This is a genomic window from Achromobacter sp. Marseille-Q4962, from assembly GCF_943737005.1.
GTDB lineage: Bacteria > Pseudomonadota > Gammaproteobacteria > Burkholderiales > Burkholderiaceae_B > Achromobacter.
Window position 1 is genome coordinate 105,834 of the sequence record NZ_CALSFU010000011.1, and the last position, 20,372, is coordinate 126,205.

At 68.6% G+C, this 20,372-nt stretch carries 19 protein-coding genes, 1 tRNA gene and 1 pseudogene; 15 read left to right on the forward strand and 6 right to left on the reverse strand.

Annotation, left to right across the window (positions count from 1 at the left end):
- Nucleotides 1-142: 142 nt before the first annotated feature.
- Entirely contained in the window at nt 143-880 is a 738-nt protein-coding gene (locus tag NGJ44_RS11650) for an IclR family transcriptional regulator (RefSeq protein WP_053245738.1), read from the forward strand.
- A gap of 46 nt (nt 881-926) precedes the next feature.
- On the opposite strand, the gene NGJ44_RS11655 is transcribed toward NGJ44_RS11650, so the two are convergent.
- The 3 genes and pseudogenes from NGJ44_RS11655 to NGJ44_RS11665 all read right to left on the reverse strand — a co-directional run.
- Complete coding sequence (locus tag NGJ44_RS11655) at nt 927-1,379, reverse strand: YaiI/YqxD family protein (protein ID WP_053245739.1); 453 nt, start codon at nt 1,377-1,379, stop codon at nt 927-929.
- Between the two features lie 141 nt (nt 1,380-1,520).
- Nucleotides 1,521-1,596: transfer RNA gene (locus NGJ44_RS11660), tRNA-Lys, on the reverse strand.
- A 141-nt stretch (nt 1,597-1,737) separates the two neighbouring features.
- Nucleotides 1,738-1,877 (reverse strand): annotated as a pseudogene (locus tag NGJ44_RS11665) (SDR family oxidoreductase); the annotation flags it as partial.
- A 165-nt stretch (nt 1,878-2,042) separates the two neighbouring features.
- On the opposite strand from NGJ44_RS11665, the gene NGJ44_RS11670 reads away from it, so the two are divergent.
- A complete protein-coding gene (locus NGJ44_RS11670) occupies nt 2,043-2,681 on the forward strand; it encodes a TetR/AcrR family transcriptional regulator (RefSeq protein WP_053245740.1) in 639 nt (212 codons plus the stop codon).
- Complete coding sequence (locus NGJ44_RS11675) at nt 2,678-4,267, forward strand: GGDEF domain-containing protein (protein ID WP_251864004.1); 1,590 nt, start codon at nt 2,678-2,680, stop codon at nt 4,265-4,267. Before NGJ44_RS11670 ends, NGJ44_RS11675 begins: the two co-directional genes overlap by 4 nt.
- Before the next feature lie 19 nt (nt 4,268-4,286).
- On the opposite strand, the gene NGJ44_RS11680 is transcribed toward NGJ44_RS11675, so the two are convergent.
- On the reverse strand, nt 4,287-6,437 hold the full coding sequence (locus NGJ44_RS11680) for an AsmA family protein (RefSeq protein ID WP_251864005.1): 2,151 nt from the start codon (nt 6,435-6,437) through the stop codon (nt 4,287-4,289).
- A 292-nt stretch (nt 6,438-6,729) separates the two neighbouring features.
- Between NGJ44_RS11680 and NGJ44_RS11685 the strand changes: the two genes are divergently transcribed.
- A complete protein-coding gene (locus NGJ44_RS11685; RefSeq protein WP_251864006.1) occupies nt 6,730-8,625 on the forward strand; it encodes an LTA synthase family protein in 1,896 nt (631 codons plus the stop codon).
- 19 nt (nt 8,626-8,644) lie between these two features.
- Here NGJ44_RS11685 and NGJ44_RS11690 read toward each other — a convergent pair whose 3' ends face one another.
- Nucleotides 8,645-9,250, reverse strand: coding sequence for a DNA-3-methyladenine glycosylase I (locus NGJ44_RS11690; RefSeq protein WP_053244876.1), 606 nt, complete (start codon nt 9,248-9,250; stop codon nt 8,645-8,647).
- Nucleotides 9,251-9,480: 230 nt separating this feature from the next.
- On the opposite strand from NGJ44_RS11690, the gene NGJ44_RS11695 reads away from it, so the two are divergent.
- Nucleotides 9,481-9,939 carry a YkgJ family cysteine cluster protein gene (locus NGJ44_RS11695; protein ID WP_053244875.1) on the forward strand — a complete coding sequence of 153 codons (459 nt, stop codon included), beginning with the start codon at nt 9,481-9,483 and terminating at the stop codon, nt 9,937-9,939.
- Nucleotides 9,940-9,945: 6 nt separating this feature from the next.
- Here the strand turns inward: NGJ44_RS11695 and NGJ44_RS11700 are convergent, their stop codons facing one another.
- Nucleotides 9,946-10,725 (reverse strand): helix-turn-helix domain-containing protein, encoded by a 780-nt coding sequence (locus NGJ44_RS11700; protein WP_082308327.1) that lies wholly within the window; start codon nt 10,723-10,725, stop codon nt 9,946-9,948.
- A 111-nt stretch (nt 10,726-10,836) separates the two neighbouring features.
- On the opposite strand from NGJ44_RS11700, the gene NGJ44_RS11705 reads away from it, so the two are divergent.
- From NGJ44_RS11705 to NGJ44_RS11750, 10 genes are all read left to right on the forward strand, one after another.
- On the forward strand, nt 10,837-11,280 hold the full coding sequence (locus tag NGJ44_RS11705; RefSeq protein ID WP_251864007.1) for a Fur family transcriptional regulator: 444 nt from the start codon (nt 10,837-10,839) through the stop codon (nt 11,278-11,280).
- Nucleotides 11,277-11,693 carry a hypothetical protein gene (locus NGJ44_RS11710; RefSeq protein WP_053244873.1) on the forward strand — a complete coding sequence of 139 codons (417 nt, stop codon included), beginning with the start codon at nt 11,277-11,279 and terminating at the stop codon, nt 11,691-11,693. Before NGJ44_RS11705 ends, NGJ44_RS11710 begins: the two co-directional genes overlap by 4 nt.
- A gap of 129 nt (nt 11,694-11,822) precedes the next feature.
- Nucleotides 11,823-12,110: an MSHA biogenesis protein MshH gene (locus tag NGJ44_RS11715; protein ID WP_251864008.1), complete on the forward strand. Its 288-nt coding sequence runs from the start codon at nt 11,823-11,825 to the stop codon at nt 12,108-12,110.
- A 356-nt stretch (nt 12,111-12,466) separates the two neighbouring features.
- A complete protein-coding gene (locus NGJ44_RS11720) occupies nt 12,467-13,297 on the forward strand; it encodes an ABC transporter permease (RefSeq protein ID WP_053244879.1) in 831 nt (276 codons plus the stop codon).
- A 6-nt stretch (nt 13,298-13,303) separates the two neighbouring features.
- Nucleotides 13,304-14,350, forward strand: coding sequence for an ABC transporter ATP-binding protein (locus NGJ44_RS11725; protein ID WP_053244870.1), 1,047 nt, complete (start codon nt 13,304-13,306; stop codon nt 14,348-14,350).
- A 9-nt stretch (nt 14,351-14,359) separates the two neighbouring features.
- Nucleotides 14,360-15,241, forward strand: coding sequence for an ABC transporter permease (locus NGJ44_RS11730; RefSeq protein WP_053244869.1), 882 nt, complete (start codon nt 14,360-14,362; stop codon nt 15,239-15,241).
- A 26-nt stretch (nt 15,242-15,267) separates the two neighbouring features.
- The gene (locus NGJ44_RS11735) at nt 15,268-16,515 is read left to right on the forward strand and encodes a metal-dependent hydrolase family protein (RefSeq protein ID WP_053244868.1); all 1,248 of its coding nucleotides are present in this window, start codon (nt 15,268-15,270) and stop codon (nt 16,513-16,515) included.
- 35 nt (nt 16,516-16,550) lie between these two features.
- Nucleotides 16,551-18,173: an amidohydrolase family protein gene (locus NGJ44_RS11740; protein WP_251864009.1), complete on the forward strand. Its 1,623-nt coding sequence runs from the start codon at nt 16,551-16,553 to the stop codon at nt 18,171-18,173.
- The gene (locus tag NGJ44_RS11745; RefSeq protein WP_251864010.1) at nt 18,163-19,143 is read left to right on the forward strand and encodes a CobW family GTP-binding protein; all 981 of its coding nucleotides are present in this window, start codon (nt 18,163-18,165) and stop codon (nt 19,141-19,143) included. Before NGJ44_RS11740 ends, NGJ44_RS11745 begins: the two co-directional genes overlap by 11 nt.
- Nucleotides 19,144-19,281: 138 nt before the next feature.
- Nucleotides 19,282-20,334 carry an ABC transporter substrate-binding protein gene (locus tag NGJ44_RS11750; protein WP_251864011.1) on the forward strand — a complete coding sequence of 351 codons (1,053 nt, stop codon included), beginning with the start codon at nt 19,282-19,284 and terminating at the stop codon, nt 20,332-20,334.
- Nucleotides 20,335-20,372 lie beyond the last annotated feature (38 nt).

Sequence of the window (20,372 nt, forward strand, 5' to 3'; positions counted from 1 at the left end):
TGGAATGTTCTTGATGTGCCGGGGCGGGAAACCCGGTGGATTTATTGAGAACCCGGCATTGCGCCAGTCAATTTCATTAGATAGAATGACATTCTATCTATAATGACTGCCGCCGCACACCCATGTCAAGCGGCCCTTTGCCATGCCCAGGAAATCCGCCGTTCTTTCGCTCGCCGATGAAAATGCCGCCGTTGGCGGCGTCGGAGCCGTCGACCGCGCGCTGTCCTTGCTGAATGCGTTTTCGGCGTCCCTGCCCCAGCCCGATCTGACCGAGCTCGCCCAGCACACCCGGCTGCACAAGAGCACCGTGCTGCGCCTGATGGCCTCGCTCGAACACGCGCACCTGGTGCAGCGCCAGGCGGATGGGCGCTATGCCCTCGGGCCCGGCATCGCGCGCCTGCATCAGGTCTATGCGTCTTCGTTCTCGCTGGCCTCCGTGGTGATGCCCATCCTGCGCCAACTGGCCGCGGCTACGCAGGAAAGCGCCGCCTTGCACGTGCGCCAGGGCGACCAGCGCCTGTGCCTGCAGCGGGTCGATTCCCCGCGGCCGGTGCGCGACCACACTCGCGTGGGCGACCTGCTGCCGCTGAACCGCGGCGCGGGCGGGCGCATCCTCAGCGCTTATGCGGGCGGCACGGAAGACATCCATGCCCGCATCCGCCGAGAACAGGTGGTCGTGCTGGTGGGAGACCGCCTGCCCGAACTGGCCGGCATCGCGGCGCCGGCCTTCGGCGCCGGCGGCGAATTCGTCGGCTCCATTACCCTGACCATGCCGGCAGAGCGCTTCGATGCGGCGTATCAGGCGCCGGTCAAACTGGCCGCGCGCGCATTGACCGAAGCGCTGGGCGGCGCCTATCCCGCGCCCGAACCATCGGCATAGCAGAATCGCGCGCGCCGCGCAGCGCGGCCTGGCCCCGTATCGCCGTTCAACCCCGCCGCGCCTGGACCATCAAGCGATCCAGCGCATTGGCGAATGCGCGCCGGTCGGCCTGGCTGAAAGCCGAGGGGCCGCCCGTATCGATGCCCGCGCTGCGCAGTTCTTCCATCATGTCGCGCAACGACAGGCGCTCGCGTATGGTGTCGGCGGTATAGCGCTCGCCGCGCGGGCTGAGCGCCCATGCGTTCTTTTCGAGCGCCAGGGCGGCCAGGGGAATGTCGCCGGTAATCACCAGATCGCGGGCGTGAACGTGTTCGACGATGTAGCCGTCGGCGACGTCGAAGCCGCGCGGCACCTGTACGGCGCGAATCAGGGACGAAGGCGGCGTGCGCAGCATCTGGTTGGCGACCAGGGTCAGCGGCATCCGCCATCTCTGCGCTGCCCGGTACAGGATTTCCTTGATCACGACGGGGCAGGCATCTGCGTCGACCCAGATATGCATGGCGTCATTCCTCCCTGGCCTTCCCGGCACGAAGCGCGGCGGCACTGAATGGCCGACGCGCAGCCCACATGATGCTCGGGAAACACGGCGCCCGGAAAAAACAAAAGGCCGCTGGCGACGATCGCCAACGGCCTTGAATTCTGGTGGGCTGTGAGTGGCTCGAACACTCGACCTACGGATTAAGAGTCCGCTGCTCTACCAACTGAGCTAACAGCCCTGCGCTTTTCCGCGTTTGCCGGCATGGACGCAGCAAGTATTGCTGCTGCCAAACAATCACCGCGTAGTGCGAAGAAGCGAGATTATAGGGAGCTTTTTTTGTTTGTGCAAGCAGCGTGCGCGCAATCCGCAGAAAACGCCCTCACGCCGCGTAGCCGCCGTCCACGGACAGGCTGGCGCCCGTGACTGGCGTCCCTCGGGACCGGCGAGGAAGGCCGCCATGCCGGCAATGTCGCGGGGTTCGCCGTAGTGCGGCAGGGACAGCACGGCCACCATGGCGGCGCGGATGCCGCCGGTGACGAATGCGGTTTTTCCTTCGAGGGCGGGCATGTGCGCCCCAAATTTGTATCAATGAATACAAATTTGATGGCGCGAGGCGCGCCGGAACGTCAAGTCGTTTTTTAGCGATCGATAAAAATGCCGGGCGAGCCTGGGTACAATCGCCCCATGGCAGAACGTGGGCGCCCCCGCAATTTCGACCGGACCCAGGCCTTGCGCAAGGCCATGGAGGTCTTCTGGTCCCAAGGATATGACGGCGCATCGCTGACCGATCTGACGGCCGCGATGGGCATCAACGCGCCCAGTCTGTATGGCGCGTTCGGATCCAAGGAAGAGCTCTTCCGCGAGGCCGTGGCGCTTTACCGCGAGACGGAAGGCGGCGCGTCGCGGCGCGCCCTGCTCGATGCGCCGACTGCGCGGCAGGCCGTCGAGGGCATGCTGGCCGCGGCGGCCGAACGCTTCGCCACGCCCGGCCTGCCGCCGGGATGCCTGGTGGTGCTGGGCGCACTGGCCGGCGCGCGGGCGGGCGAAGGCGCGAGCGCCTTTCTGGCGGACAACCGGCGCGACATGCAGTCCTGCATCCTGGCGCGGCTGCAGCGGGCCGCCAAGGAGGGCGAGCTCGCAGCCGGGCTGGATCTGCGGCAGCTGGCGGCGTTCTACGCCACGGTGCTGCACGGCATGTCGATCCAGGCGCGCGACGGCGCCAACCGCAAGACCTTGCAATCCATCGCCCGGCAGGCCATGCAGGCCTGGGACGCGCTTACCGGGGCTGGCCGGACCGCGGGCGACGGGCTGGCCGCCCCATGATCCGCCTCGACCTGAGGCGGCTGGTCCTGGGCATCTGCCTGCTGTCCGTGATCCTGGCCCTGGCCGGCAGCCTGCATGCCAGCTACCTCGTGCAGCGCGATCTGCTGCTGCACAATGCGCTGGAGGTCAATCGCGTCTACGCCGCCAAGCTCGCCGCCACGACAGAAACCTTCCTGAACGACTTGCGCCGCTACCTGGGCTACAGCGCCGACCAGCTTGCCGACATGGAATCGCATCCCGAGCGGATGGCGGCCGAGACGCGCCGCCTGCAGGAGCAACTGGCGCATTTCAATTCGAGTTTCGTGGTGTCTGCCGGGGGCAAGGTGCTGGCGGTTTCCAGCGCCACGCCGCAGATGCTCGGCCAGCACCTGACGAGCGAAGCCAACCGCCGCGCGCTGCAAAGCCGCGAGCCCACGATCAGCGAGCCCTACCTGGCCGCGAGCGGGCGCTGGCTCATTCTCTACACCCACCCGATTTTCTCGCGCGATTACCGCTATCTCGGCTATATCGCGGGCACGCTCTATCTGCACGAGGACAATGCGCTGGAACGGCTGCTGGGCCGCCACTTCTACCGCGACGACTCATATCTGTACGTCATCGACCGTCACGGCACGCTGCTCTACCACCCCGATCCCACCCTGCTGGGCAAGCCCGCGCAGGAAGACCCGCTGAGCGCCGCGGCCCGGGCGCACGAAGACGGCGACCTGCGCTACGTGAACAGCGAAGGCCGGGACATGCTGGCCGGCTATGCGCGCGTGGCCAGCACGGGCTGGACGGTGATCTCGCAGCGGCCGGTGCGAGGCACGCTGCAGCCGCTGTCCGACCTGCTGCTGGCCACCGCGCGCTACACCCTGCCCCTGCTGGTGGTGTCGCTCGCGCTGATCTGGCTGCTGTCGCGCTGGATCGTGCGCCCGCTGGGCCAACTGGCGGACATCGCCCGCCACATGCAGGACCCGGACGCCGAACAGCGCATACGCGGCGTGCGATCGTGGTACGTGGAGGCGGCGCAGCTGCGGCGCGGCCTGCTGGTGGGCCTGGCGGCCATGCACCACAAGCTGCGCGACCTGCGCCGCGAAAGCACCACGGACAAGCTCACGGGCGTGCTCAACCGGCGCGGCCTGGACGAAGCCATGGCGCTGCTGCAGGCGGAAGAGTCGCCCGTGTCCATCGTCATCCTCGACGTGGATCATTTCAAGCGCATCAACGACCACTACGGCCACTCCGCGGGCGACCGGGCGCTGCAGCGTCTGGCGGCCCTCATGGCCGAGGGGTCGCGCATCGGCGACACGCTGGCGCGTACCGGCGGCGAGGAGTTCGCCATGCTGCTGCCCGGCGCCAGCCTCACGGCGGCGGCGGCCATTGCCGAGCGGCTGCGCGAGCGGCTGGCCGGCCTGGCGGCGCCGCAGGACATCCCGGTGGCATTCACCGTGTCGGTGGGCGTGGCCCACTACCCCACGCACGGCGCCACGCTCGCCGAAACCCTGGACCGCGCGGACCAGGCGCTCTACTACGCCAAGCGCCATGGCCGGGACGCCGTGTGCGTGGCGGACGACCAGTCAGAGGGCCGCGTGCGGAAGATGGCCTGACCCGCGTCCGCCTGGCCGCCTACCTGGCGCGCGCGGGCGGCGCCTTGGGCGGCTGCTGCATCTGCTTGAGCAGCGGGCCGCAGGCGTTTTCCTCGTTGGCGCTGGGCGCGATGAGCGCCAGCAGGCCGGCCGCCGGCGTGAGCAGCACGCCCAGGGCCACCATGCCCGCGCCCCGGGCCGCCAGCGGCCCCACGTGCACGCCGACATCCGGCGAGCCGAAGGTGCCGCGCACGTAAAGCGGCGAACGCAGCGAGAAGATGCGAAAGCCCTTGCTGTCCGGCGTGATGTCCAGGTCCAGTTTCTCGTTCTTGAAATCCGCGCTGCCGGTGATGCTGATGAGCGCGTTTTCCGTGTCGAAGACGAATACCCGGGGCGTCATGACGCCGTTCTTCATCTGCAGGTCGGCCGCGCCGCAATTGATGGGAACCTCGTCGTCGCCGAAGAGCTTGGACACGACGTAGTTGCCCACGTTCAGCCCGGCGATTTCCATCAGGCTGCGGCTGATGACGCCGTCATTGATGAGCATTTTCACGTCGCCGCTCGCCGTGCCCAGCAGCGCCGCCACCGAGTTGCCCGCACCGCTCACCGCAAGGTCGCCGTTCATCTCGCCCAGGGTCTTCTGCATGGACTCAGTGACGGGAAACAGCTGCTTGAGCCGCAGGCGGCGGGCCCGGACATCCATGCGGCCGGTCATGGTCTTGCCCGAACCGTCCAGCCGCACGGTGCCGTTGATGGCGCCGCCCGCCATGCCGAAGCCGACGGGGTCCAGCGCCAGCTTGCCGTCGTCCAGCACCAGGTGCGCCGACAGGCCGGACAGCGGCAGTTTGCCGCCATGCACGATGCGCCCGGCCTCCAGCGACACGTCCGCGTCCATGTCGCGCCAGCGGTCGGTGCGGAATTCCTGGTTGGGCAGCACCTTGCCGCCCGGCGGACGCCGGGGCGCGTCCTTCTCCTGCGCGGCCGTCTGCCTGCCCGACGGCACGCCGATGAGCGGGCCGAGATCGGCCATGCGCAATTGCCGCGAAGAGAACGTGCCGCTGAGCTTGGGCCGGGGCAGGCCCAGGGCGAAGCGCACGTCGCCGTGCAGGTCGCTGTTGCCCACCTGGCCGTTAAAGCCGCGGTATTCGAACACGGCGCCGCCCCGGTCGCGCAAGCGCGCCACCAGGTGGCCGTCGGTGGAATAAGGCGGCGTGTCGGGCAGAGTCACGCCTGTCAGCGGATAGAGCTGGGCCATGGACGCGCCCGAGAGCTTCAGGCGCAGGTCGAGGGCGCCGAGGTTGACCGGGTCGGTCAGCGTGCCCACCACCGCGGCGCGGGTTCCGCCCACGGTCACATCGGCCTGCACCGGAAAAGGCTGGCTGGCGTCCTGCAGGGCCAGCATGCCGCCCACCTTGCCTTCGCCCTTGACGGGCATCCCCTTGTACTTGCCCTCCGCCTTCCAGCCGAAGACGTAATCGCGCGGCGCGGGCGCAGGCCCGGACTTCGCGTTCTTCGGCTTCCCGTCATCCTCCTGCCCGTCCTCCGGCTTCGGCTCCTCCTGCTTCGCGCCCTCCGTCTTTTCCCCGTCCCTGGCAAAAGCCTGTCCGGCCACGTCGCCGAAAGGCACGGGCTTGCCCAGCGGGTCGACCAGCACGGTCAGGTCCGCCTTGAGCGTCTCGTCCACCAGCGCCACCCGGCCCTTGTCGAAGCCGATCTCGTTAATGTCCAGCACCCACGGCGAAGGCTCGCCGGTTTCGGGCAGGGTGAACACCCAGTTCGCGCGGCCGTCGGCCAGCCGCTGCAGGTCGGCGGCGGGCCCGGTGAGCTGGATGCGGCGGATCGCCAGACGCTGGCGCAGCAGCGGCAGGGGCGCCACGCTGAACTCCGCGCGCTCGAGCGAGGCGAAGGCGGGCGCCTTGGCCCACGGCGCGTTGCCCACCACGATATCGTTGGCGGCAATGTGCGGCCATGGCACCCACGCCCGCCAGCCGCCTTCGTCGGGCTCGCGCGTCCATTGGACGGAAAGGTCGCCGTTGATGGCAAAGGGCCGCCCGATGGCGGCGCTGACGCGCTCGTTGATGGTCGGCTTGAGCCGGTTCCAGTCGAACGTGGCGATCACGACGACCAGCGCCGCCAAAACCACGACGAGGACACTGACGATTCCTATTGCTGCTTTTTTTGTACGCGTCATGCTTGTTATCCTACGCGGTTCTTTCGCGCCGATTGTCCCCGGCGCTCCGTCCCCCTAGGGTAGCGCGGGCCGCGCGCCGGGTTAAGCTTGCCGGCCGGATAATGTGTGTGGATCTTTCCACCTCCCGGAGCCCCGTGCCGGGCCGCCGCCCCGCGCTCCCCAGGCGCGGGCGCGGCTGGCGGGGCGGCCGCGCAGCGCCCCGGCGTTACAAACCGAAAACGCTGCGCCTTCCCGGCGACACCCAAGACGGACGCGTTCGCGAGAACGCCAGGCAGCACCAACCGGAGGCCCGATGCGGCATTCAACCCTGATTTTCGTGGCGGCGAGTTTCGTCTTGCTGACCTTGAGCCGCCTGGCGCTTGCGCTCTGGCAGCGCGAGCGCATGCGCAATGCCGGCGGCCTGGTTCCGCTCATGCTGGGCGGGCTGCGCATCGACGCCCACCAGATCGCCGTGCTGGCCGCCGCGCCCGCCGTGCTCTCGCCCTGGCTCGGCCACTATCCCCTGGCCGCCGCCATCGCCAGCGGCTGGTATCTGTTCGCCTTCGTCCTGCTGGCCTTCCTGGAGATCGCCTCGCCGGCGTTCATCCTCGAATACGACACCCGGCCCAACCGGCTGTTCGTGGAGTATCTGAAACATCCGCGCGAAGTGTCCACCATGCTGTGGCGCGGCTACAAGACGGCGCTGCTGGGCGGACTGGCGGCGGTCGCGCTCCTCGCCTGGGCCGGCTACGCGATTTTCTGGCCGCCGCGGCCCGACGCGCCGCTGTCCTGGTGGCAGATGCCGCTGGCCAGCCTCGCCATCCTGGCCGTGGTCATCCTGTCCATCCGCGGCACGCTGGGCCACCGCCCCATCAACCCGTCTTCCGTGGCCTACTGCGGTGACGGCATGCTGAACACGCTGGCGCTCAATTCGCTGTACAGCGTGAGCTATGCCATCTACAGCATGAAGAACGAGAAATCGGCCTCCGATGTGTACGGCGGCATGGACGAACCCGAAATGCACGAGCGCGTCCTGGCGCAGGCCGGGCTGCCCCGTCCGCCGGCCCATCCCGACTACCCCAGCCTGCACGCGCAGCCGGCTACGCGCCGCACCCGCCGCCCGCTCAACCTGGTCATCATTCTCGAAGAGAGCCTGGGCGCGCAGTACAGCGCCGCGCTGGGCGGTATGGGCCTGACGCCCGAACTGGACGCGCTGGCGCGCGGGGCCTGGTCCCTGACGCGCTGCTACGCCACGGGCACCCGCTCGGTGCGCGGCCTGGAGGCCGTCACCACCGGGTTCCTGCCCACCCCCGCGCAAGCCGTGCTGAAGCTGCCGCGCTCGCAGCGGGGCTTTTTCTCGCTGGCCGACCTGCTCGGGCGCCACGGCTACCATTCGCGCTTCATCTACGGCGGCGAGGCGCATTTCGACAACATGAAGGGCTTCTTCCTCGGCAACGGCTTCAACCAGATCATCGAGCGCGCCGATTTCGACAACCCCGTATTCGTCGGCACCTGGGGCGCCAGCGACGAAGACATGTTCAACGAGCTGCACCGCCGCCTGAGCGCCGACGGCGAGCAGCCCACCTTCACACTGGCCTTCAGCGTGTCCAACCATACGCCCTGGGAGTATCCGGCCGGGCGCATCCAGACCGAAGGCAATCCCGCCACGGTGGAAAACACCGTGCGCTACGCCGATTGGGCGCTGGGACGCTTCTTCGAGCAGGCCAAGGCCTCGCCTTACTGGGAAAACACGGTATTCCTGATCGCGGCCGACCACGACTCGCGGGTCTTCGGCGCCAGCCTGGTGCCGGTGCGGCACTTCCACATTCCGGCCGTGGTGCTGGGCGGAGGCATCGAGCCGCGCGCCGACGACCGCCTCGTCAGCCAGATCGACCTGCCGCCCACGCTGCTGTCGCTCATCGGCGTGGACACCGAGCACCCCATGATCGGCCACGATCTCACCCGCAGCACGCCCGACCGCGCCATCATGCAGTACGACAGCACCTACGGGTATCTCAAGGGATCGGACCTGCTGGTGCTCGCGCCCAACCGGCCGGCCGTGCAATTCCGCTATTGCGCGCCCGAAACCTACGACGCCGCCGAACTCGACCGCGAACTGGCCCGCGAGGCGCTGGCGCACGCGCTCTGGCCGAGCTGGGCGTACCGGGAAGGCCGCTACTGCCTGCCCGGGCGGGCGCCGTCCGCCTAGGGCGCGTCACTCCGGCCGGTCAGCGCGGGCGGGCGAATGCTCGCCGGGCGCGCTCGCAGCGCGCATGGCAGTGGCAATCGGGGCTGTGGTCGTTCACCATGCCGACCGACTGCATAAAGGCATACACGGTCGTGGGGCCCACGAACTTCCAGCCCAGTTTTTTCAGCGCCCGGGAAAGCGCCTCCGATTGCGGCGAGGTCGAGGCGCCGTAGGTGGAAGGCGAGCCGGCCGGCGCCTCGTGGCCCCAGAAGAACGCTCCCAGCGATCCTTCGCGCTCCTGCATTTCCAGCGCCCGCCTGGCATTGTTGACCACCGCCTCGATCTTGCCGCGGTGGCGCACGATGCCGGCATCGGCCAGCAGCGCCTGCACTTCCCGCTCGCCGTAGCGCGCCACGCGCGCCGGATCGAAGCCGGAGAATGCGCGCCGGAAAGCCTCGCGCTTCATGAGTATGGTGCGCCAGCTCAGGCCCGACTGGAATCCTTCCAGGCAGAGCTGCTCGAACAGCCCCTGGTCGTCGCCACGAGGCACACCCCATTCGGCATCGTGGTAGGCCATATATTCGGGCGACGCGTCCACCCAGTGGCAGCGGCGCAGTCCGTCGGCGTGGGCGATGGCGGCGGGCATCGGTAACTCCTGCAGTGAAAGAGGCGGAGTCCGATGCTACCGCAGCCCGGCGCCGCGTTCCCTCCGCCGTGTTGCATGCCCGCCAAAGGCCGGCCGCGCGCCGGAAAAAACCCTGGAGCGCCGGCGCGGAATTCCTTTAAATTAGCGTTACGCCGGGCAGATTCCCGGCCACACGGGCTTGCCGCGCGGCAAGCCCGTTTTGCGTCCTTCGCCGGCCCGGATTTCCCGCCATGTCCCTAGAGACCGTTGCCCTGACCCTCGTGTCGCCCGCCACCCTGGCCGGCGACGACCCCGCCGCCAACCCCTGCCTGAACTGTGGCGCCTGTTGCGCGCACTTCCGCGTGTCGTTCTATTGCGGCGAACTGGCGGGAGAAAACGGCGGGCGCGTGCCCGTGGAGCTGGTCACCCAGATGAGCCCGCTGCGCGCGTGCATGAAAGGCACCGAGCAGGGCGGCGGCCGCTGCGTGGCCCTGCGCGGCGAACTGGGCCGCCCGGGCATTCACTGCGCCATCTACGAAGACCGTCCGTCGCCCTGCCGGGAATTCGAGATCTGGCAGCCGGACGGCTCGCCGAATCCGGACTGCCAGCGCCTGCGCGCCCGTCTCGGCCTGGCGCCCGTGCCGCCCCGCCCGGATGCGGAGAACGATCCCGAAGGGCCGCTGCACCCCGACCAGCCCGCGGCCGCCTGAAGACGGTCAGCCGCGGCCGGCCAGGTAGCGCGTCGGCGTGACGCCGAACGCGGCGCGGAAGCTGCCGATGAAGGCGCTGGTGCTCTCGTAGCCCACCGACAGCGCGGCCTCGGTGACGGAACCGCCCCGGCACAGCATCTCCAGCGCCCGCAGCAGGCGGGCCTGCTGACGCCATCGCCCGAACGTCATGCCGGTTTCCTGGCGGAAGCGCCGCATCAGCGTGCGCGAAGACATGTTCAGCCGCTGGGCCCACTCGTCGATGCCGGCCGGATCGTCCGGCGCGCCCATGATGGTGTGGGCCAGGTCGCGCAGGCGCCCGTCGTCCGGCATGGGCAGCCGCAGCGGGGCGTGTTCGCGCTGGCGGATTTCCTCGAGCAGCACCTCGAACAGTTGCGCCAGATAGGCCGGCGACAGCTCGCCCGGCGCGCTCTGCGTGAAGCGCTGCATCAGCGCGTCGATGAGCGGCGTCGAGGACCAGGAGCAGCACTGTGCCGGCAGCCGGCCGCAGACGTCGGGACGCACGTACAGAAACGAGCCGCGGGCCTGGCCGAACCAGCGCGCGCCATGCTGCAGGCGGGGCGGCACCCAGCCGAGGCTGCGGGGCACCGCCGTCCAGACTTCGCCCTCGGCCTGCACCATGACCAGACCCTCGTGCACGAGCACGAGCATGCCGTCCTCGTGCGCATGGGAGGGCACGTCTATGCCTTTGGTTTCGCGGCGGCCGCGGACGCTGAAGGGAGTGAGCAATTCCCCCTGGCCGGCGGGCGCAATGGCCACATCGAGCATGGTTGGCAGGTTTGAGCTATTGGTTGTCGGGTTTTCGCAAGCGACGGCTTTTGAAAATGTACATCATTCTCATCAGCCGGGCACCGTCATGCCGCCCGGCCGGAGAACCCCATGGACTACAGCCGCTTGCGCGAGGCCGGCGTCAAGGCCACCCTGCCCCGCCTGAAAATCCTGGATGTCTTTCACCAGCATCCGGACAGGCACATGAGCGCGGCCGACGTGTACCGCACCCTCGTGGCCGACCGCAGCAACATCGGACTGGCCACCGTCTACCGCGTGCTGGCCCAGCTCGAGGAAGCGGGCCTTCTGCGCCGCACCGCGCTGGACGTGCACACCACCGTGTACGAACTGAACGACGGCGAGCGCCACGACCATCTGGTCTGCACCCATTGCGGCCGGATCCTGGAAGCCAGCGCCCCCGGTCTGGATGCATTGCTGCGCCGCATCGCGCGGCGCAGCGGTTTCGCCCTTCAATCCTACAGCCTGGTGCTCTACGGCGACTGCGGTTGCCGCAGGCGCCAGGCCGACCCGCCCATGCGAGGAGAGTTCGAATGAACCCCGAAGACTTCGTTTTCCACGACCTGTCCCGGTTTCCCATTGTCACCGCCCGCGGCGGGCGGCCCGGGGGCTACGCGCAGGGCTGGATACGGGAAATGGAAATGCTGGTGGACAACCCCTGCTCCTTCGTACTCGTGGTGCCCAACCTGCAGCAGGACATGGCCCAGGAAGACCGCAAGGCCATGGTGGCATGGCAGACGGAGAACATGCCCCGGCTGCGGGCGCGCTGCCGCGCCTTCGTGGGCGTCGAGCGCAATCCGCAGGCGCGGGAAAAGACCCGGCAGCGGGGCGAGAAAATGTCGCGCGCCTTCGGCATGCCGTTCCTGGTGGTGGCGACGGCCGAGGAAGCCGTGCAGTGCGCGCGCGAGCTGCTGGGCCAGTCGGGCCCGGGCGGCTTCAATGTCACCTGAATCGTCACCCGGATCGCCGCGCCCGGGCGGTTCCTGCTGGCGGATGGCTTAAGAGTGCCGGCGCGCGCGCCGTTCTCCAGGCACGCTCCCGGCCCGCGCCGGGCCCATTCTTCCACCCATCCGCCAGGCATGAACCACGCCCTCGCCTGTATTTTTTGCCACGCCACGCTCGCGCAGGGCGCGCTGCCGCTCGAAAAGAACAACGCGGCCCTGTGCCGGCCCTGCTGCGAATCCTTTGCCGCGCAGTTCTCCGAACATGCCTGGCATATGGCCTGCACCGCCGAAGAGCAGTTGGACGTGCTGCTCTGCGAAAGCCAGCGCGCCCTGAAACACAGCGAGACCCTGGCCGAGCGCGCCCGCGCCTGCGGCCTGAACCTGGAGACGCTGACCGCGGTTCCGCGCCGTCCGCTGTCCTGAATGCCGCCTGCGCGCGACGGTTTCCCGCCGCATGGGAATGAGCACGGCTTTCATTCCCACCCCCGCGTCCGCTTCCGCGCGGCTGCGGGCGACACCTCGATCTCTTCCAGGGTGCAACCTCCGTGCGGCCCTGGTTACGGGCAGGTTCACCGAGGGATGCCCCGGCTCGGGGATTACCCGCTGACACCCCGCCGTCTTGGGTTATCCCTAGTTCCTCGAAGGCGCAACCCGTCAATATTCTCTGGTTAACCGCAAAGACCGCAGAGTCGTAACCGGAGGAGCCCGAACCCCGAGCCGGCACTCGCACTCAAGGAATCCACGTCTTGGATAACACGTCCCCGATCGATTCGTCCGCCATGGCCGGACACGCGCGCCGCGCGCCCCGGATTCCATGGGCCACCTGGCTGCATCGCGTCTTCGTGGTTCTCATGTACGGCTTCATGCTCTGCCCGATCATCCTCGTGGTGTGGCTGAGCTTCTTCAAGGACGCCATCCTGTATTTCCCGCCATCGGGATACACCCTGTCCTGGTACGTGAGGGCTTGGGACAACCCCGCCTTCGCCAACGGCTTCGTCTTCAGCCTGCAGGTGGCGCTGCTGGCCGCCGTCGTCGGCGTGGCCATGGGCGTGCTGGCCGCCGTCGGCATTGCCCGCTACCGCTTCCTGGGCAGCAAGGGCGTGAACACGCTGCTGCTCTCGCCGCTGCTGATTCCCGGCATCGTGGCGGGCGTGGGCATCTACCTGTTCTACCTGCGCGCCGAGAACGCGCTCGACCAGGACATCGTGGGCACGTTCGGCGGACTGGTCATCGCGCACATCTGCCTCACCATTCCCTGGACCGTGCGGCTGGTCATGGCCGGCATGGAAGGGCTGGACGGCTCGATCGAAGAGGCCGCCCGCAACCTGGGCGCCAGCGCGCCGGTGGCGTTCATGCGCGTCACCCTGCCCATGCTGCGCCCCTCCATCGTGGCCGCCGCGCTCTTCAGCTTCGTCGTGTCTTTCGAGAACCTGGAGCTGTCGCTCTCGCTCGCCGGGCCGGGCCGCACCACGCTGCCCATCGCCATCATGCAGTACCTGGAATTCAATCTCGACCCGACCATCGCCTCGGTGGCGTCGGTCCAGATCCTGCTGCTGGGTCTCATCATGCTGGTGACCGACCGCTACGTAAAACTGAGTCAGGTGGTATAGGAAGTCATGGCCAAAGTCTGCATCGAAAACCTCCGCAAGCAATTCGGCGCGTCGGTCGCCGTGTCCGACTTCACGCTGGACATCGCCGAAGGCGAGCTGGTCACCTTCCTCGGTCCCAGCGGCTGCGGCAAGACCACCACGCTGCGCATGATCGCCGGGTTCATCGCACCCACTTCCGGGCGCATCCTCATCGGCGACACCGACGTCACCCGCCTGCCCGTGCACAAGCGCGACACCGGCATGGTGTTCCAGCGCTATGCCCTGTTCCCGCACATGACCGTGGCCGAGAACGTGGCGTTCGGCCTGGAGATGCACAAGGTGCCCAGGGCGGAACGCGACGGCAAGATCCGCCGCGTGCTCGACATGGTGCGCATGACCGAGCTGCGCGACCGCTACCCGCGCCAGCTTTCGGGCGGCCAGCAGCAGCGCGTGGCCATCGCGCGCGCCCTGGCCATCGAGCCCAAGGTATTCCTGCTGGACGAGCCGCTGTCCAACCTGGACGCCAAGCTGCGCGTCGAAGTGCGCGAGGAAATCCGCGCGCTGCAGCAGCGGCTCGGCCTGACCACTATCTTCGTCACCCACGACCAGGAAGAGGCGCTGGCCATCGCCGACCGCATGGCCATCATGAACGACGGCATCGTGCAGCAGGTGGGCTCGCCGGACACGCTGTACGAACGCCCCGCCAACCTGTTCGTGGCCGACTTTCTGGGCAAGATGAACGTATTCAAGGGACGCGGCAACGCGCACAGCGTGTTCGAAACCGCCGCCGGGCAGCGCATCGCCGCGGCGGACGGCGCGCAGGCCACGCACCTGGGCGTGCGGCCCGAGCGCGTCAGGCTGCAGGCGCAGCCGGCCGGCGCGAACGCCCTGGCCGGCGTGGTGGAATCGTCGCTCTATCTCGGGTCCGTGCTGGAAGTGCGGGTGCGGCTCGACGGCGGCGACCGCCTCGTCAGCCAGATCGTCAACGGCGGCGAGCGCTCGGCGGCGCCCGCGCCCGGCGAGCGCGTCTACGCCTGCTTCGAGCCGGCGGATTGCGTGGCCTTCACGCAATAGGAGCCGGGCATGCAAACCTCGAGCCAAAACGGCCGCGGCTCCCGCTGGCTGGGAGCGGGACTGGCGTTTCCCGCATCGCTGGTGGTGCTCATCATCATCATGGTTCCCATCCTGCAGCTGGCCCGCTACAGCTTCAACCACTTCGACCCGGCCGAGCTGATGCAGACGGCCTTTACCTTCGAGAACTACGCCAAGTTCTTCGGCGACCCGTACTACCGCGACATCTTCCTGACCACGCTGTGGATCGCGGCGCTGTGCACGGTGCTGGCGCTGGTGCTGGGATTCCCGGTAGCGTATTTCCTGGCGCGCACGCAGAGCCGCTACAAGAGCCTGTTCGTGATCCTGCTGGTCTTCCCGCTGATGGTGGGCAACGTGGTGCGGGCGGCCGGCTGGATGGTGGCGCTGGGCAATGCGGGCGTGGTCAACGCGGTGCTCCAGGGCCTGGGCCTGATCGACAAGCCCGTCGCCCTTATGTACACGCCGGCGGCGGTGGTCATCGGCACCACGGCCGTGGTCATGCCCTACCTGATCCTCACCCTGCAGAGCGTGCTCGAAGGCATGGACCTGTCGGTGGAGGAAGCCGCGCGCAACGTGGGCGCCAGCTTCTTCACCACCTTCCGCCGCATCGTGCTGCCCATCGCCGCGCCCGGCGTGGCCGCCGGCACCATGCTGGTGTTCATCCTGTGCATGAACGCCTACGCCACGCCCGTGCTCCTGGGCGGTTCCGGGCTCACCATGATGGCGCCGGCGCTCTACGACCAGATCACCAAGGCGTCCAACTGGCCCTTCGGCGCGGCGCTGGCCGTGGTGCTGGTGTGCGGCACGCTCGTCATTGCCCTGATTTCGAACTGGCTGATCCACCGCCGCTACGTCAAGACCATGGCGTCCTGACGCCGGCGCTTCTACGAGGAATTCCCATGTCCGCTGTGCTCTTCAAGAACGCCAACCTGCTCGACCCGCTGCAGGCCGACCTGCTGGAAGGCCATCACGTGCTGGTCGAAGACGGCAAGATCAAGGAAGTCTCCGACAAGCCCCTCTCGTCCTCGAGCGCGCGGGTGATCGACGCGGGCGGGCGCACGCTCATGCCCGGGCTGATCGACCTGCATGCGCACGTCATGGCCACGCAGCTCAACCTCAGCACCCAGGGCGTGCTGCCCGACGCCCTGGTGATGATGCGCGCCGTGCCCATCATGGCCGCCATGCTGCGGCGGGGCTTCACCACCATCCGCGACGCCGGCGGCGCGGGCTGGGGCCTGAAATGCGCCGTGAACGAAGGCACGGTCAAGGGGCCGCGCCTTTTCATCTCCGGCCGCGCCATCAGCCAGACGGGCGGCCACGGCGATCCGCGCCCCCGCTCCGACCACCTGCGCCCCATGAGCTTCTGCGGCTGCTGCTTCCGCGCGGGCGACATCGGCCGCGTGGCCGACGGCATCGACGACGTGCGCAAGGCGGTGCGCCAGGAACTGCAGATGGGCGCCGACCAGATCAAGATGATGGCTTCCGGCGGCGTGGCCTCGCCCACCGACCCTATCGCCTCCTTCGGCTACTCGGAAGACGAGATCCGCGTCATCGTGCAAGAGGCGGCGGGCCGCCAGACCTACGTCATGGCTCACTCCTACACCGCCGACGCCATCGAGCGCGCGGTGCGCAACGGCGTGCGCACCATCGAGCACGGCAACCTGGTCGACGAGCGCGTGGCGCGCTTCATGGCCGAAAAAGGCGCCTACGTCGTCCCCACCCTGGTCACTTACGAAGCCCTGGCCAACGAGGGCGCCGAGTACGGACTGCCGCCGGACTCGGTGGCCAAGATCGCCACCGTGCGCACCGCGGGGCTGCACTCGCTGGAGATCTACAAGAAGGCCGGCGTCAAGATGGGCTTCGGCTCCGATCTGCTCGGCCCGTCGCAGCGCCTGCAGAGCGACGAATTCCGCATCCGGGCCGAAGTGCTGAGCGCGCAGGAAATCATCCAGAGCGCCACCACCACCGCGGCCGAAGTGCTGAACCAGACCGGGCAGCTCGGACGCGTGCAGGCCGGCGCCGAGGCCGACATCCTGCTGGTGGACGGCAACCCGTACCGCGACCTGTCGTGCCTGCTGGGCCAGGGCGAGCATATTCCTCTCGTCATGAAGGCGGGCGTCATCGAACACAACGCGCTGGGCCTCTGAACGGGGGCGCGGCAGCGCCACGGAGAACCGACACCATGAGCGACAATTTCCAGGATAGCGAGGTCGGCGAGGAATCGCGCGACGTCAACGCGGCCAAGGGCTGGCACCCGCCCTCCGATCCCGCCCCGCGCGACCGCGGCCAGGGCCCGTTCGGGCGGCTGGTGCTGCGCGGCGCGACCATCATCGACGGCACCGGCGCCCCCCCCTGGGGGCCGGTGGACATCGTGGTCGAGAATGGGCGCATCGCCGCGCTGGTCAACGTGGGCACGCCGCACAAGCCCATCGACCCCCGGCGCCGGCCCGCGCCGGGCGAGCACGAGATCGACTGCCACGACAGATTCGTCACGCCGGGCTTCGTGGACGCCCACGCCCACATCGGCACGCCCTACCACGCCATGAGCGGCATCGTGCCGCCGGCCGACTACATCTACAAGCTGTGGCTGGCCCACGGCGTGACCACGGTGCGCGAAATGGGCGCCATCGGCGGCCTGGGCTGGACGCTGCGCCAGCGCGAGATGTCCGCGGCCAACGAAATCGCCGCGCCGCGCATGGTCGTGCATTCAGTGTTCCCGGCCGTCAACGACCGCGTCAAGACCATCCACACCCCCGAGCAGGGCCGTGAATGGGTGCGGCGGCTGAAGGCGCGCGGCGCGGACGGCATCAAGTTCTTCGGCGCGCCGCCGGCCATCATGCAGGCCGCGCTGGACGAGGCCGCCAAGGTCGGCCTGCGCTCGGGCTGCCACCATGCCCAGATGGCCGTCACGCGGGTGAACGCGCTGAAGTCGGCGCGCTGGGGGCTGACCAGCTCCGAGCACTACTACGGCCTGCCCGAGGCGCTCTTCGAAGACCGCGTGGTGCAGTCGTTTCCCACCGACTACAACTACAGCGACGAGTACTACCGCTTCGCGGTCGCCGGACAGACCTTTCTGCAGGCCGCGCAGCCCGGCTCGGCCAAATGGCGTGAGGTCATGGACGCGTTCCTGGAGCTGGGCCACACCTTCGTGCCCACCTTCAACATCTACGACGCCAACCGCGACCTGATGCGCGCGCGCCGCGCCGACTGGCACGACGCCTACACCTGGAAGGCCGTCTGGAAATACTTCCAGCCGCAGCGCGGCGGCCACGGCGCGTATTGGTACCGGTGGAGCACGTCCAACGAAATCGAATGGAAACAGAACTACCGGCTCTGGATGCAGTTCGTCAACGAATACAAGAACCTGGGCGGTCGCGTATGCGCGGGCTCGGATTCGGGCTTCATCTTCCAGATCTACGGCTTCGGCTTCATCCGCGAACTGGAGCTGCTGCAGGAAGCGGGCTTCCATCCCCTCGAGGTGCTGCGCGCCGCCACCTCGCAAAGCGCGGACCTGCTCGGCATCGGCGAACAGACCGGCTCCATCGACGTGGGCAAGGACGCCGACCTGCTCATCCACGACCAGAACCCGCTGGCCGACTTCAAGCTGCTGTACGGCACCGGCGCCATGCGCCTGAATGACGACACGGCGCAGGTCGAATGGCAGCGCTGCCTGCGGACGACCATCAAGCAGGGCGTGGTGTACGACACGGCCCAGCTGCTGGCCGACGTGCGCGCCATGGTCAGCCAGAGCTGGGACGGCGAAACGCCGCCCGGGGCCGGGAGCCCGCCGCAAGATGGCCATTGACCTGTTCCTGCTCTGCGGCTTCCTGGGCAGCGGCAAGACCACGCTGCTGGTGGATTTCCTGCGCGACCCGGCCGCGGCCGACACGGGCGTGATCGTCAACGAAGCGGGCGAGATCGGCGTGGACGGCGCCATTGTGGCCAACGAAAGCGACGGCGTGCCCATGGCCCTGCTGTCCAACGGCTGCGTCTGCTGCTCGCTGCGCAGCGACCTGGTGCACACGCTCGCCGCCCTGCTCGACGCGCCGCGCCCGTCCGGCTCGGACCCGCTGCGGCGCGTGGTGCTCGAATGCAGCGGCCTGTCGCGGCCGGGCCCCATCATCGCCTCGCTGGCCGATCCCGCCCTGGTGGGCCGGGGGCTGCGCCTGGTGGTGGTGTGCACCGACGACTGCGCGCGCGATCCTGCCGCGCTGCAGGAAACCGACGAAGCCATGGCCCAGTTCGGCGCGGCGCAGCGCATCGTCCTGACCAAGACCGACCTGCTCGACGAAGCCGCGCTGCGCGTGCGAGCCGGACAGGCCGCGCGCTGGAATCCGCTGGCCGACGTCATCGCCCGTCCGGACCGGCGCCGCGCCGTGGCCGAAGCCTTCGCGCCCTTCGAGGGCGGGGCGGACCTGGCCGCCCAGGCGGCGCGCGCGCTGGCCGCGCCGCGCGCCGCGGCGGGAGCGCATCCGCGCATCCGCGTCATCGCCGCCCGCGCGCGCGCCGGGCTGGACTGGGCCGCATTCTCCGAATGGCTGGACAACGTCGCCGGCTTCTGCGGGGGGCGGCTGCTGCGGCTCAAGGCCGTGGTGCGCGTGAGCGACAGCGTCGAACCCATCCTGATCCAGTCCGTGGGCACCACGTTCAGCGCGCCGCAGCGGCTGACGCGCCAGCCCGACGCGCCCGAATCCATCATCGTCATCGCCCGCGACGTGGACGCCCAGGCGCTGCGCGCGGCCGTGCCGGACGCGCCGGTGGAGGTGCTCGCCTGATGTTTTCCATTGGCCCCGTCCATGCCCGCAGCCGCGGGCGCGGGCGGCGCCGAAGCCGCAGCGGAAGCCCGGCAGCACTCCGCGCCGGACGCCGTTCCTTTGCAAGTCGTCAGTCCCTCTTCGATATGAGGTCGTGTTATGCAAGATAAAAACCTGACTCGCCGTGGATTCATCAAGACGGCATCCGGCCTGGCCCTGGCTCCCGCCATGGGCTGGCTGCCGGCAATGGCGCTGGCCGCCGACAAGCAGATCGTGGTGGGCACCTGGGGCGGCGATTACCAGAACCTGCTGCAGCAGATCATCAATCCGCTGGTGGCCAAGGCCGGCGTCAACGTGGTCTACGACACCGGCAACGCCGTGGGCCGCGTCACCAAGCTGCGCGCCGAAAAGAATTCGCGGCGCGGCAGCATGGACGTGGCGCTGCTGGGCGAGGTCGACATGTACGACGCCGAACGCTCGGGCACGCTGGAGCGCGTAGACGCCAAGAAGGTGCCCAACCTGGCGCACGCCATCGAGGCGCTGAAGACGCCCTACTCCATTCCGCACATCTTCAGCGCGATGACGCTGGTCTACAACACCGAGAAATTCGCCGCCCCGCCCGATTCGCTGCAAGTGCTGCTCGATCCCAAATGGAAGGGCCAGGTCGGTTTCTCCGACATTCTTTACCTGTACAACGCCGTCTTCGTCGGGCTGGGCGCCAACGGCACGACCAAGGATTTCGAGGGCGGCAAGCGCTTCCTGAGCAAGCTCAAGGCCAACGCGCCGCGCATCTATCCGTCCAACGAAGCGGTGGCGGCGGCGTTCAAGTCGGGCGAGATTTCCATCGCGTGCATGTGGAAGGCGCGCGCGCTGCAATGGAAAGACAGCGGCCTGCCGCTGGGCTTCGCCATTCCCAAGGAAGGTTCCGTGCCCGTCTCGTTCGAGGCTGCCGTGGCCAAGAACAGCCGCAACAAGGATGCCTCTTGGGCCTACCTCAATGCCATGCTGGAGCCCGAGGGCCAGGTCGGCTTCGCGCGCAAGATGGGCTACGCGCCCACCGTCGCCAACGCCACCCTGCCGGACGACCTCAAACGCGTCGGCTTCACCGATGCCGAGGTCAAGCTGCTGCACGGCTACGACCTGAAGGGCCTGACCGAGGCCAAGGCCGACATCCTGGAGTTCTGGAACAAGGACTTCAAGGCCGGGCTGTAAATCCGCCGCGCCCTCGGCCATCGCCGCTCCCGCCGGGC

Coding starts and splice junctions, on each gene's coding strand:
- NGJ44_RS11650 (WP_053245738.1), top strand. CDS start 143: ATGCCCAGGAAATCCGCCGTTCTTTCGCTCGCCGATGAAAATGCCGCC.
- NGJ44_RS11655 (WP_053245739.1), bottom strand. CDS start 1,379: ATGCATATCTGGGTCGACGCAGATGCCTGCCCCGTCGTGATCAAGGAA.
- NGJ44_RS11670 (WP_053245740.1), top strand. CDS start 2,043: ATGGCAGAACGTGGGCGCCCCCGCAATTTCGACCGGACCCAGGCCTTG.
- NGJ44_RS11675 (WP_251864004.1), top strand. CDS start 2,678: ATGATCCGCCTCGACCTGAGGCGGCTGGTCCTGGGCATCTGCCTGCTG.
- NGJ44_RS11680 (WP_251864005.1), bottom strand. CDS start 6,437: ATGACGCGTACAAAAAAAGCAGCAATAGGAATCGTCAGTGTCCTCGTC.
- NGJ44_RS11685 (WP_251864006.1), top strand. CDS start 6,730: ATGCGGCATTCAACCCTGATTTTCGTGGCGGCGAGTTTCGTCTTGCTG.
- NGJ44_RS11690 (WP_053244876.1), bottom strand. CDS start 9,250: ATGCCCGCCGCCATCGCCCACGCCGACGGACTGCGCCGCTGCCACTGG.
- NGJ44_RS11695 (WP_053244875.1), top strand. CDS start 9,481: ATGTCCCTAGAGACCGTTGCCCTGACCCTCGTGTCGCCCGCCACCCTG.
- NGJ44_RS11700 (WP_082308327.1), bottom strand. CDS start 10,725: ATGCTCGATGTGGCCATTGCGCCCGCCGGCCAGGGGGAATTGCTCACT.
- NGJ44_RS11705 (WP_251864007.1), top strand. CDS start 10,837: ATGGACTACAGCCGCTTGCGCGAGGCCGGCGTCAAGGCCACCCTGCCC.
- NGJ44_RS11710 (WP_053244873.1), top strand. CDS start 11,277: ATGAACCCCGAAGACTTCGTTTTCCACGACCTGTCCCGGTTTCCCATT.
- NGJ44_RS11715 (WP_251864008.1), top strand. CDS start 11,823: ATGAACCACGCCCTCGCCTGTATTTTTTGCCACGCCACGCTCGCGCAG.
- NGJ44_RS11720 (WP_053244879.1), top strand. CDS start 12,467: ATGGCCGGACACGCGCGCCGCGCGCCCCGGATTCCATGGGCCACCTGG.
- NGJ44_RS11725 (WP_053244870.1), top strand. CDS start 13,304: ATGGCCAAAGTCTGCATCGAAAACCTCCGCAAGCAATTCGGCGCGTCG.
- NGJ44_RS11730 (WP_053244869.1), top strand. CDS start 14,360: ATGCAAACCTCGAGCCAAAACGGCCGCGGCTCCCGCTGGCTGGGAGCG.
- NGJ44_RS11735 (WP_053244868.1), top strand. CDS start 15,268: ATGTCCGCTGTGCTCTTCAAGAACGCCAACCTGCTCGACCCGCTGCAG.
- NGJ44_RS11740 (WP_251864009.1), top strand. CDS start 16,551: ATGAGCGACAATTTCCAGGATAGCGAGGTCGGCGAGGAATCGCGCGAC.
- NGJ44_RS11745 (WP_251864010.1), top strand. CDS start 18,163: ATGGCCATTGACCTGTTCCTGCTCTGCGGCTTCCTGGGCAGCGGCAAG.
- NGJ44_RS11750 (WP_251864011.1), top strand. CDS start 19,282: ATGCAAGATAAAAACCTGACTCGCCGTGGATTCATCAAGACGGCATCC.